At 61.3% G+C, this 13,785-nt stretch carries 13 protein-coding genes; 12 read left to right on the top strand and 1 reads right to left on the bottom strand.

The window, feature by feature from the left end; genetic code table 11:
* Positions 1–95 precede the first annotated feature (95 nt).
* The 3 genes from hydA (at position 96) to preA (ending at position 4,282) form a co-directional block, all read left to right on the top strand.
* Positions 96–1,535 carry a dihydropyrimidinase gene (gene hydA, locus HBO10_RS18800; RefSeq protein WP_034127957.1) on the top strand — a complete coding sequence of 480 codons (1,440 nt, stop codon included), beginning with the start codon at positions 96–98 and terminating at the stop codon, positions 1,533–1,535.
* Positions 1,536–1,640: 105 nt separating this feature from the next.
* Positions 1,641–3,008 carry an NAD(P)-dependent oxidoreductase gene (locus tag HBO10_RS18795; protein WP_034128152.1) on the top strand — a complete coding sequence of 456 codons (1,368 nt, stop codon included), beginning with the start codon at positions 1,641–1,643 and terminating at the stop codon, positions 3,006–3,008.
* Positions 3,008–4,282: an NAD-dependent dihydropyrimidine dehydrogenase subunit PreA gene (gene preA, locus HBO10_RS18790; protein WP_034127958.1), complete on the top strand. Its 1,275-nt coding sequence runs from the start codon at positions 3,008–3,010 to the stop codon at positions 4,280–4,282. Before HBO10_RS18795 ends, preA begins: the two co-directional genes overlap by 1 nt.
* A gap of 124 nt (positions 4,283–4,406) precedes the next feature.
* Here the strand turns inward: preA and HBO10_RS18785 are convergent, their stop codons facing one another.
* Positions 4,407–5,027, bottom strand: a complete 621-nt coding sequence (locus HBO10_RS18785) for a TetR/AcrR family transcriptional regulator (RefSeq protein ID WP_014719000.1) — start codon at positions 5,025–5,027, stop codon at positions 4,407–4,409.
* A 116-nt stretch (positions 5,028–5,143) separates the two neighbouring features.
* Here HBO10_RS18785 and copC point away from each other — a divergent pair, with 116 nt between their 5' ends.
* The 9 genes from copC (at position 5,144) to HBO10_RS18740 (ending at position 13,688) form a co-directional block, all read left to right on the top strand.
* A complete protein-coding gene (copC, locus tag HBO10_RS18780) occupies positions 5,144–5,509 on the top strand; it encodes a copper homeostasis periplasmic binding protein CopC (protein ID WP_034127959.1) in 366 nt (121 codons plus the stop codon).
* A 3-nt stretch (positions 5,510–5,512) separates the two neighbouring features.
* Positions 5,513–6,370, top strand: coding sequence for a copper homeostasis membrane protein CopD (copD, locus tag HBO10_RS18775; protein ID WP_034127960.1), 858 nt, complete (start codon positions 5,513–5,515; stop codon positions 6,368–6,370).
* A 276-nt stretch (positions 6,371–6,646) separates the two neighbouring features.
* A complete protein-coding gene (locus HBO10_RS18770; RefSeq protein WP_034127961.1) occupies positions 6,647–7,909 on the top strand; it encodes an OprD family porin in 1,263 nt (420 codons plus the stop codon).
* 169 nt (positions 7,910–8,078) lie between these two features.
* Positions 8,079–8,897 (top strand): NAD(P)-dependent oxidoreductase, encoded by an 819-nt coding sequence (locus tag HBO10_RS18765; RefSeq protein ID WP_034127962.1) that lies wholly within the window; start codon positions 8,079–8,081, stop codon positions 8,895–8,897.
* Positions 8,898–8,923: 26 nt separating this feature from the next.
* Positions 8,924–9,799: an SMP-30/gluconolactonase/LRE family protein gene (locus HBO10_RS18760; protein WP_034127963.1), complete on the top strand. Its 876-nt coding sequence runs from the start codon at positions 8,924–8,926 to the stop codon at positions 9,797–9,799.
* Between the two features lie 45 nt (positions 9,800–9,844).
* Complete coding sequence (locus tag HBO10_RS18755) at positions 9,845–10,807, top strand: TRAP transporter substrate-binding protein (RefSeq protein ID WP_003192291.1); 963 nt, start codon at positions 9,845–9,847, stop codon at positions 10,805–10,807.
* A gap of 65 nt (positions 10,808–10,872) precedes the next feature.
* A complete protein-coding gene (locus HBO10_RS18750; protein WP_014719007.1) occupies positions 10,873–11,400 on the top strand; it encodes a TRAP transporter small permease in 528 nt (175 codons plus the stop codon).
* Between the two features lies 1 nt (position 11,401).
* Positions 11,402–12,682: a TRAP transporter large permease gene (locus HBO10_RS18745; protein WP_032903436.1), complete on the top strand. Its 1,281-nt coding sequence runs from the start codon at positions 11,402–11,404 to the stop codon at positions 12,680–12,682.
* Between the two features lie 145 nt (positions 12,683–12,827).
* On the top strand, positions 12,828–13,688 hold the full coding sequence (locus tag HBO10_RS18740; protein WP_034127964.1) for an aldose 1-epimerase: 861 nt from the start codon (positions 12,828–12,830) through the stop codon (positions 13,686–13,688).
* Positions 13,689–13,785 lie beyond the last annotated feature (97 nt).

Raw genomic sequence — 13,785 nt, 5'->3', positions numbered from 1 at the left:
CCTGTCACCGATGACAGGAATTAACCGACCCTCGGTACGCAGTATTACAACACTTAGAACTGGCACAAGCCGGTCAAGCCTGTGAGGAACTCGACATGTCGCTGTTGATCCGTGGCGCCACCGTTATTACCCATGATGAAAGTTACCGCGCCGATGTGTTATGCGCAGAGGGTCTAATTCGCGCCATTGGCACGAATCTGGATATTCCCGCAGGCTGCGAAATACTCGATGGCAGCGGCCAATACTTGATGCCAGGCGGCATTGACCCCCATACCCATATGCAACTGCCCTTCATGGGCACCGTGGCCAGTGAAGACTTTTTCAGTGGCACGGCGGCAGGCTTGGCCGGTGGTACCACGTCGATCATCGACTTCGTGATTCCCAACCCACAGCAATCGCTGATGGAAGCTTTCCACCAGTGGCGCGGCTGGGCCGAAAAGTCTGCCGCCGACTACGGGTTTCATGTAGCGATCACTTGGTGGAGCGAGCAGGTACGCGAGGAAATGGCCGAGCTGGTCAGCCATCACGGCATCAACAGCTTCAAGCATTTCATGGCCTACAAGAACGCGATCATGGCTGCCGATGACACCTTGGTCGCCAGTTTCGAACGCTGCCTGGAACTCGGCGCGGTGCCCACGGTGCATGCCGAAAATGGCGAGCTGGTGTACCACCTGCAACGCAAGCTGATGGCCCAGGGGATCACCGGGCCGGAAGCCCATCCGCTGTCGCGCCCGTCCCAGGTGGAAGGCGAAGCGGCCAGCCGTGCCATCCGAATTGCCGAGACCATCGGCACGCCGCTGTACCTGGTGCATGTGTCGACGAAGGAAGCCCTGGATGAAATCACTTATGCCCGTGGCAAGGGCCAGGCGGTGTACGGTGAGGTGCTCGCCGGCCACCTGTTGCTCGATGACAGCGTGTACCAACACCCCGACTGGCAGACCGCCGCCGGCTATGTGATGAGCCCGCCATTCCGCCCACGCGGGCACCAAGAGGCGCTGTGGCACGGCCTGCAAGCGGGCAACCTGCACACCACCGCCACCGACCACTGCTGTTTCTGCGCCGAGCAAAAAGCCGCCGGGCGTGACGACTTCAGCAAGATCCCCAACGGTACCGCCGGCATTGAAGACCGCATGGCGCTGCTGTGGCACGAAGGCGTCAATACCGGGCGTTTGTCGATGCAGGAATTTGTCGCGCTGACCTCCACCAACACCGCGAAGATCTTCAACCTCTACCCACGCAAAGGCGCGATACGCGTAGGCGCCGATGCCGACCTGGTGCTATGGGACCCCGAGGGCACGCGGACCATTTCCGCCAAGACCCACCATCAGCAGGTGGACTTCAACATCTTCGAAGGCAAGACCGTGCGCGGCGTGCCCAGCCACACCATCAGCCAGGGCAAGCTGGTGTGGGCCGATGGTGACCTGCGCGCCGAGCGAGGGGCCGGGCGGTATGTGCAGCGGCCGGCGTATCCCTCGGTGTTCGAGCAGTTGAGCAAGCGGGCAGCGCTTTGCAAGCCAGTGGCCGTGAACCGCTGAGTCCAAAAAAAGCGGACGCGGAGCGTCCAGTGAGGCTTTCCCACGCAGAGCGTGGGAACGATCGCCCATCAGAGGCAGCACCTCAATAACCGTGAGGCCAACACCGTGATCCAGACCCTGACCCACCTCCCCCACCCCCGCGAAGACGGGGCCACCCTCGCCAGCCAGTTCACCGACCTGGCACCGCCCCTCAACGCCCGCCAGGCCCAACTGGAAGCCTCGCGCTGCCTGTACTGCTACGACGCGCCTTGTGTGAATGCGTGCCCCAGCGAGATCGACATCCCTTCGTTCATCCGCAATATCCACACCGAGAACGTGCAAGGGGCCGCGCAGAAAATCCTCTCGGCCAACATCCTCGGTGGCAGTTGCGCACGGGTGTGCCCGACGGAAATCCTTTGCCAGCAAGCGTGCGTACGCAATAACGCCGAAGAATGCGCCCCCGTGCTGATCGGCCTGTTGCAACGCTATGCCATCGACAACGCGCACTTCAGCGAACACCCGTTCCAACGCGCCGCGCCCACTGGCAAGCGCATCGCCGTGGTCGGTGCCGGGCCTGCGGGTTTGGCCTGCGCCCACCGCGCCGCCTCGCACGGTCATGACGTGGTGATTTTCGAAGCGCGGGAAAAAGCCGGCGGACTGAATGAATACGGAATCGCCAAATACAAACTGGTGGACGACTTCGCCCAGAAGGAACTGGATTTCCTCCTGCAGATTGGCGGCATCGAGGTTCGCCACGGCCAACGCCTGGGCGACAACCTGACCTTGAGCGAACTGCACCAGCAATTCGATTCGGTGTTCCTCGGCCTGGGTCTCGCTGCCAGCAAACAACTGGGCCTGCCCTTTGAGGACGCCCCCGGCCTGCTCGCCGCCACCGACTATATCCGCGAACTGCGCCAGGCCGATGACCTCAGCCAACTGCCCTTGGCTGACCGCTGCATCGTGCTCGGCGCCGGCAACACCGCCATCGACATGGCCGTGCAGATGGCCCGCCTCGGTGCCCGCGATGTCAACCTGGTATACCGCCGTGGCCTGGCCGACATGGGCGCAACCCACCACGAACAGGACATCGCCAAGGCCAATCAAGTACGGCTGTTGACCTGGGCCCAACCCGACGAGGTCCTGCTCGATGACCAAGGCCGCGTACGCGGCATGCGCTTTGCCCGCACCCGCCTGGAAAACGGTCGCCTGCTGCCTACCGGGGAAACCTTCGAGCTGGCCGCCGACGCGATCTTCAAGGCGATCGGGCAAGGCTTCGACAACGACGCCCTGCACGATCCGCTGGCCCAGCAACTGCATCGCGTCGGCGAGCGCATCTTCGTCGATGAGCAACTGCGCACCAGCATCCCAGGGGTGTATGCCGGCGGCGATTGCGTCAGCCTCGGCCAGGACCTCACCGTTCAGGCGGTACAACATGGCAAGCGGGCCGCCGAAGCCATGCATGCCCAACTCATGCTGACTGTGGAGGCTGCGTAATGGCCGATCTCTCGATTGTATTCGCCGGTATCAAAGCGCCCAATCCATTCTGGCTGGCCTCCGCGCCGCCCACCGACAAAGCCTACAACGTGGTGCGCGCCTTCGAGGCCGGCTGGGGTGGCGTCGTGTGGAAAACCCTGGGGGAAGACCCGGCGGCGGTGAACGTGTCGTCGCGTTACTCCGCGCACTATGGCGCCAACCGCGAAGTGCTGGGCATCAACAATATCGAACTGATCACCGACCGTTCCCTGGAGATCAACCTGCGGGAAATCACCCAGGTGAAAAAGGACTGGCCGGACCGCGCACTGATCGTCTCGCTCATGGTGCCTTGTGTCGAAGCGTCCTGGAAAAACATCCTGCCCTTGGTGGAGGCGACCGGCTGCGACGGCATCGAACTGAACTTCGGCTGCCCTCATGGCATGCCCGAACGGGGCATGGGCGCCGCCGTCGGCCAGGTGCCGGAGTACGTGGAGCAAGTGACGCGCTGGTGCAAGACGTATTGTTCGCTGCCGGTGATCGTCAAGCTCACGCCGAACATCACCGACATCCGCGTGGCGGCGCGAGCGGCCTATCGCGGTGGCGCCGATGCGGTATCGCTGATCAACACCATCAACTCCATCACCAGCGTGGACCTGGAACGCATGGTCGCGCTGCCGGTGGTCGGCACCCAGAGTACCCATGGCGGTTACTGCGGCTCGGCGGTCAAGCCGATTGCGTTGAACATGGTCGCCGAAATCGCCCGTGACCCACAGACCAACGGCCTGCCGATCTGCGGCATCGGCGGCATCGGTACCTGGCGCGACGCCGCGGAATTCGTCGCCCTGGGCTGCGGCGCGGTGCAGGTGTGCACGGCGGCGATGCTGCATGGGTTTCGCATCGTTGAAGAAATGAAGGATGGCTTGTCGCGCTGGATGGACAGCCAAGGCCATGCCAACCTGCAGGCGTTTTCCGGGCGGGCGGTGGGCAACACCACGGATTGGAAGTACCTGGACATCAACTATCAGGTCATCGCCAAGATAGACCAAGAGGCGTGCATTGGCTGTGGTCGTTGCCATATTGCCTGCGAGGACACCTCGCACCAGGCCATTGCCAGCTTGAAGCAGGCCGATGGCACGCATCTGTATGAGGTGATCGACGATGAGTGCGTGGGCTGCAACCTGTGCCAGATTACCTGCCCGGTGGCCGACTGCATCGAGATGGTGCCGATCGATACCGGCAAGCCGTTTTTGAACTGGACGCAGGACCCGCGCAATCCTTACCGGGAAGCGGTGTAATCCTTGCCCCTCGTTCCCACGCTCCGCGTGGGAACGCATCCTGTGACGCTCCGAGTCACCCTGGCAAGAGCGGACGCGAAGCGTCCAGGGTGGCATTCCCACGCGGAGCGTGGGAACCATCAGCTCAGGGTTCCAACCCAATCCCGCGCAAAATCACACCGGTCACGGTCTGAATGGCCTTCTCGAACTGCCTGTCCGACAACGGCTGGTGATCATTCAGAATCTTCACCTGATGGTCGAAGTCGGCATAGTGCTGGGTCGAGGCCCAGATCATGTACAGCAGGCTCGAGGGCTCCACCGGCAGGATGCGTTTGTCTTGCACCCATTGGCGAATCTTCGCTTCCTTCATCTTGGCCCAGTCGTACAGGCTTTCATCCAGGGCCTCGCCGAGTGTGGGCGCGCCGTGGATGATTTCATTGGCCCAGACCTTGGAGCCATACGGGCGCGTGCGCGAGCGCTGCATCTTGGCGCGGATGTAGCTGCTGAGCACTACCCGAGGGTCGTCGAAGGTTTCAAAGCTCAGGGCGTCCTGCTTCCACAATTCCAGCAGGTCGAACAGCACCGCGCTGTACAGCTCGCTCTTGGTGGTGAAGTAGTAATGCAGGTTGGAGCGCGGCAGTTGCGCTTCTTCGGCGATGTCGGCCATGGCGGTGCTGCCATAGCCTTTGTTGGCGAAGACCTTCTCCGCCGCCAGCAGGATTTTCTCGACGTTGACCCGACGAATTCCGATCTTGTGATTGCCCATAAGGGCTCCCTGACAACAACACGGCCTAAAGACTACCACCGGCTCTAGATCGGGGCGACAGGCCAAGCCGAAACTTCGTACACTGCCGGCTCCTATCCTCTGATCGGTATTGAACAATGTTGCTCAAGAAGTCCCTGACCGCTGCTGTCCTGTTCACTGCCCTGCTGGGCGCCTCCACGGCGTTTGCCCACGCCCACCTCAAGAGCGCGGAGCCTGCGGCTGACAGCAAAGTCGCCGCACCCAAAGACCTGCGCCTGACCTTCAGCGAAGGCGTCGAAGCCACCTTCACCAAGGTCTCCCTGAGCAAGGACGGCACCGAAATCGCCATCAAGGGCCTGGAAACTCCGGACGCCGACAAGAAGACACTGGTGGTCACGCCTGCCGCTGCGCTGGCAAACGGCACCTATAAAGTCGAATGGCATGCAGTGTCCGTCGACACTCACAAAAGCGAAGGCACTTACAGCTTCAAGGTCGGCCAATAACCCATGGCAACCCTGCTGGTGCTGTGCCGCTTCCTGCACTTTTGCGTCGTGTTGCTAATGTTCGGGGCGTGGGTATTCAGGCCCTGGCTGCTCGGCGCTCATGTGCAGCCGACACTGGACCGGCAATTGCTGCGCATCACCCGTGGCCTGGCCGGCTTGGGGCTGTTCACCGGGATTGTGTGGTTGCTGTTGATCACCGCCAGCATGGCCGGCAGTTGGGAGTCGGCGCTGCAACCGGCCACGGTGCAGTTGGTGCTGGGCAAGACCTTTTTTGGCCAGGTATGGGCCTGGCATCTGCTGCTGAACCTGCTGCTGGTGATCGTGCTGATCAAGCCCTGGCCGGCCTTGCGCTTGCCGCTGCTCGCCCTGTTGCTGGCGACCCTGGCCCCCGTAGGCCATGGCGCCATGCTCGATGGGGTGAGTGGGCGGTTGCTGATCCTTAACCAGGTAGTGCACCTGCTGTGCGTTGGGGCCTGGCTCGGTGGGTTGCTGGTGTTGGTGCTGATCCTCCGGCAGGCGCAAGACCACCACCTGGAGCCGATTCTGCGTCGCTTCAGTGGTGTGGGATATGGCTTGGTCGGCGGCCTGCTGGTAACCGGTCTGATCAACGTGCGCGTGCTCACCGGGCAACTGTGGCCCACGCCGCTGTTCGAGGGCTTCGCCTTGATCCTGCTGATCAAGGTGGGGCTGGTGCTGGGCATGCTGGGGTTGGCGCTGTTGAACCGGTTGCGTATCAAGCGCTGCGAACAACGCCTGGGCAGTTTGAGAGCCAGTGTGATGATGGAGTGGCTGTTGGGCGTTGCAGCAGTGGCTGCGGTTTCCCTGCTTGGCACCCTGCCGCCGATGGTCATGGCTGGCTGAAACCTGCGTTGCAATGCAATCCATGTAGGAGCGAGCTTGCTCGCGAAAAACTCACAGACGCCGCGTTCATTCAGGAAGCACGCGTTATCGTTGACGTTTTTCGCGAGCAAGCTCGCTCCTACAGGGGGCGACCGTGCCGCTGCGTTGAATCGTTTCACCCAAGTCATCGTATAACTTCTGCTTGACACGCCCTCAAAACCTCGCAAATATCGCGCTCAATGTTGTACGACAACGTATGACAAATAATAAAAACAACAAAACAAAGGGAGCCTCACTGTGAGTCAATCCGCCCGTCATTCCTGCACTCGCCTGGGCCTTCTCGGTCTCGGCAGCCTGGCCGTCACTCTGCCGCTGGGTGCCAACGCCGAAGGCTTTATCGACGACGCCAAGGCCACGCTCAACCTGCGTAATGCCTACTTCAATCGCAACTTCACCAACCCGACCAACCCCCAGGGCAAGGCCGAAGAGTGGACGCAAAATTTTATCCTTGATGCCAAGTCCGGCTTTACCCAGGGCACGGTCGGTTTCGGGATTGACGTGCTGGGCCTGTATTCGCAAAAGCTTGATGGCGGCAAAGGCACCGCCGGTACCCAACTGTTGCCGGTGCATGACGATGGCCGCCCCGCCGACAATTTCGGGCGTCTGGGTGTCGCGCTGAAAACCAGGCTGTCGAAGACCGAGTTGAAGGTTGGCGAATGGATGCCAGTGCTGCCGATCTTGCGTTCCGATGATGGCCGCTCCCTGCCCCAGACCTTTCGTGGCGGCCAGGTCACCTCCAATGAAATCGCCGGCCTGACGCTCTACGGTGGCCAGTTTCGCGGCAACAGCCCACGCAACGACGCGAGCATGGAAGACATGTTCATGAACGGCAAAGCCGCGTTCACTTCGGACCGTTTCAACTTCGGCGGCGGCGAATACACTTTCAACGACAAACGTACCCAGGTCGGCCTGTGGTACGCCGAACTGACTGATATCTACCAACAGCAGTACCTCAACCTCACCCACAGCCAGCCGCTGGGAGACTGGACCCTGGGCGCCAACCTCGGGTTCTTCAACGGCAAGGAAGACGGCAGCGCCCTGGCCGGCGACCTCGATAACAAGACCCTGTTCGCCCTGCTCTCGGCCAGATACAACGGCCATACCTTCTATGTTGGCCTGCAAAAACTCAGCGGCGACAGCGCCTGGATGCGCATCAACGGCACCAGCGGCGGCACTCTGGCCAACGACAGCTACAACGCCAGCTACGACAACGCCAAGGAAAAGTCCTGGCAGGTGCGCCACGACTTCAACTTTGTGGTGCTCGGCGTTCCAGGGCTGACCCTGATGAACCGCTATATCAGCGGCAGCAATGTACACACCGGGGCGATCACCGACGGCAAGGAGTGGGGGCGTGAGTCGGAGTTGGCCTACACGGTGCAGAGCGGTGCGCTGAAGAACCTCAATGTGAAGTGGCGCAACTCGACCATGCGTCGGGATTTCAGTAATAACGAGTTCGATGAGAACCGGATTTTTATCAGCTATCCGATTTCGTTGTTGTAGTTCCAAAGGCAAATCCGATCTCTAAGGTGCCACCTATCCATGTGGGAGCTGGCTTGCCTGCTCCCACCTTTGATCTCATGTGCCTGGAAGGACGTTGACAACACCAGGAATCCCTAACACTATTTCCCCATAGTCATACGACAACCTACAACAAAAATCTGGAAGGCCCATGACCACCACCACCCCCGCTCCCTTCAACCGTCTGTTGCTCACTGGTGCCGCCGGCGGCCTGGGCAAGGTCCTGCGTGAACGCATGCGTCCTTATGCCCAGGTGCTGCGCCTTTCGGATATCGCTGAAATGGCCCCCGCCACTGACGCTCGCGAAGAGGTACACATCTGCGACCTGGCCGACAAACACGCCGTGCATCAGTTGGTAGAGGGCGTCGACGCCATCCTGCACTTTGGCGGCGTTTCGGTGGAGCGCTCGTTCGAAGAGGTGCTGGGCGCGAACATCAGCGGCATTTTCCATATCTACGAAGCGGCCCGCCGCCACGGGGTCAAGCGGGTGATCTTCGCCAGCTCCAATCACGTGATCGGTTTCTACAAACAGGGCGAGCAACTCGACGCCCATTCCCCGCGCCGCCCGGACAGTTACTACGGCCTGTCCAAGTCTTACGGCGAAGACATGGCCAGTTTCTACTTCGACCGTTATGGCATCGAGACCGTGAGCATCCGTATCGGCTCCTCGTTCCCCCAACCGCAGAACCGCCGGATGATGCACACCTGGCTGAGTTTCGACGACCTGACACAACTGCTCGAACGCGCGCTGTACACGCCCAACGTCGGCCATACCGTGGTGTACGGCATGTCGGCCAACCTCGACACCTGGTGGGACAACCGCTACGCCGCGCACCTGGGCTTTGCCCCCAAAGACAGCTCCGAAGTGTTCCGCGCCCAGGTCGAAGCCCAACCGCCCGTGGCCGCCGATGACCCGGCCAAGGTCTACCAGGGCGGTGCGTTCTGCGCGGCGGGGCCGTTCGGTGACTGAGTGCCCCGCAACCCAAGGGAATGACCATGACTGCTGAACTGATTGTCGATGCCCGCAATGCGGTGGGCGAATGCCCGGTGTGGGTGCCCGAAGAAAACGCCCTGTATTGGGTAGATATCCCCAACGGCGGCCTGCAACGCTGGAACGCCGCCACCGGCCATCTGGCGGCGTGGAAAGCCCCAGAGATGCTCGCCTGTATTGCGCGCACCCAGGCAGGCAATTGGGTCGCTGGCATGCAAACCGGCTTCTTCCAACTCACGCCCCACCACGACGGCAGCCTCGACACCGTGCCGCTGGCCAGCATCGAGCATTCGCGCAAGGACATGCGTTTGAACGATGGCCGCTGCGATCGCCAGGGCCGTTTCTGGGCCGGCAGCATGGTGCTGGACATGGGCTTGAACGCCGCCGATGGTGTCCTTTATCGCTATGGGTCAGGGGCTGCGCCCCACGCGCAACTGGAGGGGTTCATCACCCTCAACGGCCTGGCCTTCAGCCCCGATGGCCGCACGATGTACGCTTCCGATTCGCACCCGAAGGTGCAAAAGGTCTGGGCGTTCGACTACGACATCGAGACCGGCACACCGTCCAATCGCCGCCTGTTCGTTGATATGAACGACTTCCCCGGGCGGCCCGACGGTGCAGCCGTGGACGCCGAGGGCGGCTACTGGATCTGCGCCAACGACGCCGGGTTGGTTCACCGTTTCAGCCCCGACGGCCGCCTGGACCGCTCCCTGAGCGTGCCCGTGAAAAAACCCACCATGTGCGCCTTCGGTGGCAGCCGCCTGGACACCTTGTACGTCACTTCCATCCGTGACGACCCGAGTGAGCAGTCGCTGTCTGGTGGCGTGTTCGCCCTCAACCCCGGCGTCCAAGGGCTGCCCGAACCCCGCTTCATCGTTTAATCGCTGTGCCTTGAATACAACAATAACAAGACAGGAGTGACTTCCATGGACTTCAAACGCACCTTGCTCGCCGCTGCAATCTTCACCCTCAGCAGCGCCGCCCACGCGCTGGAAATCAAGTTCGCCGACATTCACCCCGCTGGCTACCCCACCGTGGTCGCCGAAGAGAACATGGGCAAGGCCCTGACCAAGGCGAGCAACGGCGAGCTGACCTTCAAGTACTTCCCCGGCGGTGTGCTGGGCTCCGAGAAGGAAGTGGTCGAACAGGCCCAGGTCGGCGCCGTGCAAATGACCCGCGTCAGCCTCGGCATCGTCGGCCCGGTGGTGCCGGACGTGAACGTGTTCAACCTGCCGTTCGTATTCCGCGACCAGGCGCATATGCGCAAGGTCATCGATGGCGAGATTGGCGACGAGATCCTCGCCAAGATCACCAACTCCGAGTTCGGCCTGGTGGCCCTGGCCTGGATGGATGGCGGCACGCGCAATCTCTATACCAAGAAACCGGTGCGCAAGATCGAAGACCTCAAGGGCATGAAGATCCGCGTGCAAGGCAACCCGATTTTCATCGAAGCCTTCAACGCCATGGGTGCCAACGGCATTGCCATGGACACCGGCGAGATCTTCAGCGCCCTGCAGACCGGGGTCATCGACGGCGCGGAAAACAACCCGCCGACCTTGCTGGAACACAACCACTTCCAGAACGCCAAGTACTACACCCTCACCGAACACCTGATCCTGCCTGAACCCATCGTGATGTCGAAAATCACCTGGAACAAGCTCGACCCCGCCCAGCAGGACATGGTCAAGGCCGCCGCCAAGGCCGCCCAGGCTGATGAGCGCGTGCTCTGGGACGCCAAGTCCGCCAGCAGTGAAGAGAAACTCAAGAAGGCCGGCGTGGAGTTCATCACTGTCGACAAAAAGCCCTTCTATGAGGCCACTGCGGCGGTGCGTGCCAAATACGGTGCGCCGTATGCGGACATGATCAAGCGCATCGACGCGGTTCAATAACCTCCCCTGCCCCTGCATAAGGCCCGGCGCGGTCGGCATCGACGCGCCCGGTCACGGTGAACGCCATGAAGACTTTACTGCTGCGCTTCAATGACCGCCTTTACATGACCTGTATCTGGGTCGCCGGCCTTTCGGTCCTGGGGGTGGCCTTGATCATTCCCTGGGGTATCTTCACCCGCTACGCCCTCGGCACCGGTTCCAGCTGGCCGGAGCCCACCGCCATCCTGCTGATGCTGGTGTTCACCTTTATCGGCGCCGCTGCCAGTTACCGTGCCGGTGCGCACATGTCGGTGGCGATGATCACTGACCGCTTGCCGCCTGTCCAACGCCGCCTCGTCGGCATCCTCTCGCAACTGCTGATGGGCACCATCTGCGTGTTCATGACGATCTGGGGCACCAAGCTGTGCCTGTCCACCTGGAACCAATTCATGAGCGCCATCCCTACCCTGCGCGTGGGCATCACCTACATGCCGATCCCGATTGGCGGCGTGCTGACCCTGGTGTTCGTGGTCGAAAAGCTGCTGTTCGGTGACCAGAGCAACCGCAAGGTGGTGCGCTTCGACTTGGTTGAAGAAAACGAAGGGGCCGCCTGATATGGACGCATTGATTCTGTTGGGCAGCTTTGTTGTATTGATTCTGATCGGCATGCCGGTGGCCTACGCGTTGGGGCTGTCGGCGCTGATTGGCGCGTGGTGGATCGACATCCCGTTCCAGGCCCTGATGATTCAGATTGCCGGTGGGGTGAACAAGTTTTCGCTGATGGCGATTCCGTTCTTCGTGCTGGCCGGGGCGATCATGGCCGAGGGCGGTATGTCGCGGCGCCTGGTGGCCTTTGCCGGGGTGCTGGTGGGCTTTGTGCGTGGCGGGTTGTCCCTGGTCAACATCATGGCTTCGACGTTTTTTGGCGCGATTTCCGGCTCATCCGTGGCCGATACCGCCTCGGTCGGCTCGGTGCTGATTCCGGAAATGGAACGGCGGGGTTATCCGCGCGAATTCGCCACCGCCGTGACCGTCAGCGGTTCGGTGCAGGCGCTGCTGACGCCGCCCAGCCATAACTCGGTGCTGTACTCCCTGGCGGCAGGCGGCACCGTCTCCATCGCCTCGCTGTTCATGGCCGGTGTGGTGCCGGGCTTGTTGATGAGCGCGTGCCTGATGGTGCTCTGCCTGATCTTCGCGAAAAAGCGCGACTACCCCAAAGGCGAAGTCATCCCCTTGAAGCAGGCGCTGAAGATCGCCGCCGATGCGCTCTGGGGCCTGATGGCCATGGTGATCATCCTCGGCGGCATCCTCTCGGGCATCTTCACCGCCACCGAGTCGGCGGCGATTGCGGTGTTGTGGGCATTCTTCGTGACCATGTTCATCTACCGCGACTACAAATGGCGCGAGCTGCCCAAGCTGATGCATCGCACGGTGCGCACCATTTCCATCGTGATGATCCTGATCGCTTTCGCCGCCAGCTTCGGCTACATCATGACCCTGATGCAGATCCCGGCGAAGATCACCACGCTGTTCCTGACCCTGTCGGACAACCGCTACGTGATCCTGATGTGCATCAACGTCATGCTGTTGTTGCTCGGCACGGTGATGGACATGGCGCCGCTGATTCTGATCCTCACGCCTATCCTGATGCCGGTGATCCTGGGCATCGGCGTCGACCCGGTCCACTTCGGCATGATCATGCTGGTGAACCTGGGTATCGGCCTGATTACCCCGCCGGTGGGCGCGGTGCTGTTTGTCGGCGCGGCGGTGGGCAAGACCAGCATCGAGAAAACCGTAAAGGCCCTGCTGCCGTTTTATGCGGTGTTGTTCCTGGTGCTGATTGCGGTGACCTACGTTCCGGCGTTGTCGCTGTGGTTGCCCCACTTGGTGCTGTAAAGGCAAACCAATGTGGGAGCTGGCTTGCCTGCGATAGCGATCTGTCAGTCAACGCATTCATGACTGATACACCGCTATCGCAGGCAAGCCAGCTCCCACAGTTGAATCCTCAGTGTTTGTTTTGACTTCACTAGGCAGGTCAATCGTGATTGAGCTTACAGATCAATTCACCCATCTGGTGCTCGCCCCTGCCATCGGCGGCAGCCTCGTCAACTGGACGGTACGCGACACCGGGCAACCGCTATTGCGGCACAGCGACAAGCACGCGATCAATACCGGGCTGCCGGGCAAGCTGGGCTGCTATCCATTAGCGCCCTGGTCCAACCGCATCGCCCACGGCGGCTTCGACAACCCCGATGGCTGGCTGGCACTGGCACCCAATAGCCTCACTGACCCTTTTCCGATTCACGGTTCGGCCTGGCAGCAGGTATGGCAGGTGACAAGCCAGTCAGAACATGAAGTGGTGTTGGAGCTGCGCTGCGAAACGCCCTTCGCCTATCACGCCCGCCAACGGTTTCGCTTGAACAACGGTGAGTTGAATATCCAATTGTGTGTAACTCACTTGGCCGAGCAACCCGCGTGGCATGGGCTGGGCTTGCATCCGTACTTGCCGCGCCGGCCGGGTACGCGGCTGCAGGCCAAGGCTAGGCAAGTGTGGATGAGTGACGCGGCCAAGCTGCCCACGAGGCTGGAACCTGTTCCCGAAGCCTGGGATTTCCGGCAACTCAAAGGATTGCCAGAGGGGCTGGTGGACAACGGCTTTTGCGGCTGGGATGGGCACTGCGTGATCGAACAACCGGAGCTTGGCTACCGCCTCGAATGCCAGGCCAGCGGCGCCGATTACTTCCTGCTGTACTGCCCGCCGGGGTTGGAGTTTTTCTGCATCGAGCCGGTGAGCCATCCGGTGAATGCCCATCACCTGGCGGGCAAGCCTGGCCTTAAGCTGCTGGAGCAAGGCCAGTCAACCCACCTGGCATTCAACCTGAAATGCACTCCAAATGCCTGAACTGTAGGAGCGAGCTTGCTCGCGAAAAACTCACAGGCGCCGCGTTCATTCAGAAAACACGCGTTATCGTTGACGTTTTTCGCGAGCAAGCTCGCTC

Origin of the sequence: Pseudomonas sp. WS 5503 (assembly GCF_012985385.1) — a bacterium.
Taxonomy (GTDB): Bacteria; Pseudomonadota; Gammaproteobacteria; order Pseudomonadales; family Pseudomonadaceae; genus Aquipseudomonas; species Aquipseudomonas paracarnis.
The sequence above is the reverse complement of the archived record's forward strand: the minus strand, read 5'-3'. Positions and strand labels throughout refer to the sequence as shown.

Excerpts from the sequence above, each read along its gene's own strand:
- HBO10_RS18745 (WP_032903436.1), top strand. The coding sequence starts at position 11,402 with ATGGACGCATTGATTCTGTTGGGCAGCTTTGTTGTATTGATTCTGATC.
- hydA (WP_034127957.1), top strand. The coding sequence starts at position 96 with ATGTCGCTGTTGATCCGTGGCGCCACCGTTATTACCCATGATGAAAGT.
- HBO10_RS18750 (WP_014719007.1), top strand. The coding sequence starts at position 10,873 with ATGAAGACTTTACTGCTGCGCTTCAATGACCGCCTTTACATGACCTGT.
- HBO10_RS18760 (WP_034127963.1), top strand. The coding sequence starts at position 8,924 with ATGACTGCTGAACTGATTGTCGATGCCCGCAATGCGGTGGGCGAATGC.
- preA (WP_034127958.1), top strand. The coding sequence starts at position 3,008 with ATGGCCGATCTCTCGATTGTATTCGCCGGTATCAAAGCGCCCAATCCA.
- copD (WP_034127960.1), top strand. The coding sequence starts at position 5,513 with ATGGCAACCCTGCTGGTGCTGTGCCGCTTCCTGCACTTTTGCGTCGTG.
- HBO10_RS18755 (WP_003192291.1), top strand. The coding sequence starts at position 9,845 with ATGGACTTCAAACGCACCTTGCTCGCCGCTGCAATCTTCACCCTCAGC.
- copC (WP_034127959.1), top strand. The coding sequence starts at position 5,144 with ATGTTGCTCAAGAAGTCCCTGACCGCTGCTGTCCTGTTCACTGCCCTG.
- HBO10_RS18785 (WP_014719000.1), bottom strand. The coding sequence starts at position 5,027 with ATGGGCAATCACAAGATCGGAATTCGTCGGGTCAACGTCGAGAAAATC.
- HBO10_RS18765 (WP_034127962.1), top strand. The coding sequence starts at position 8,079 with ATGACCACCACCACCCCCGCTCCCTTCAACCGTCTGTTGCTCACTGGT.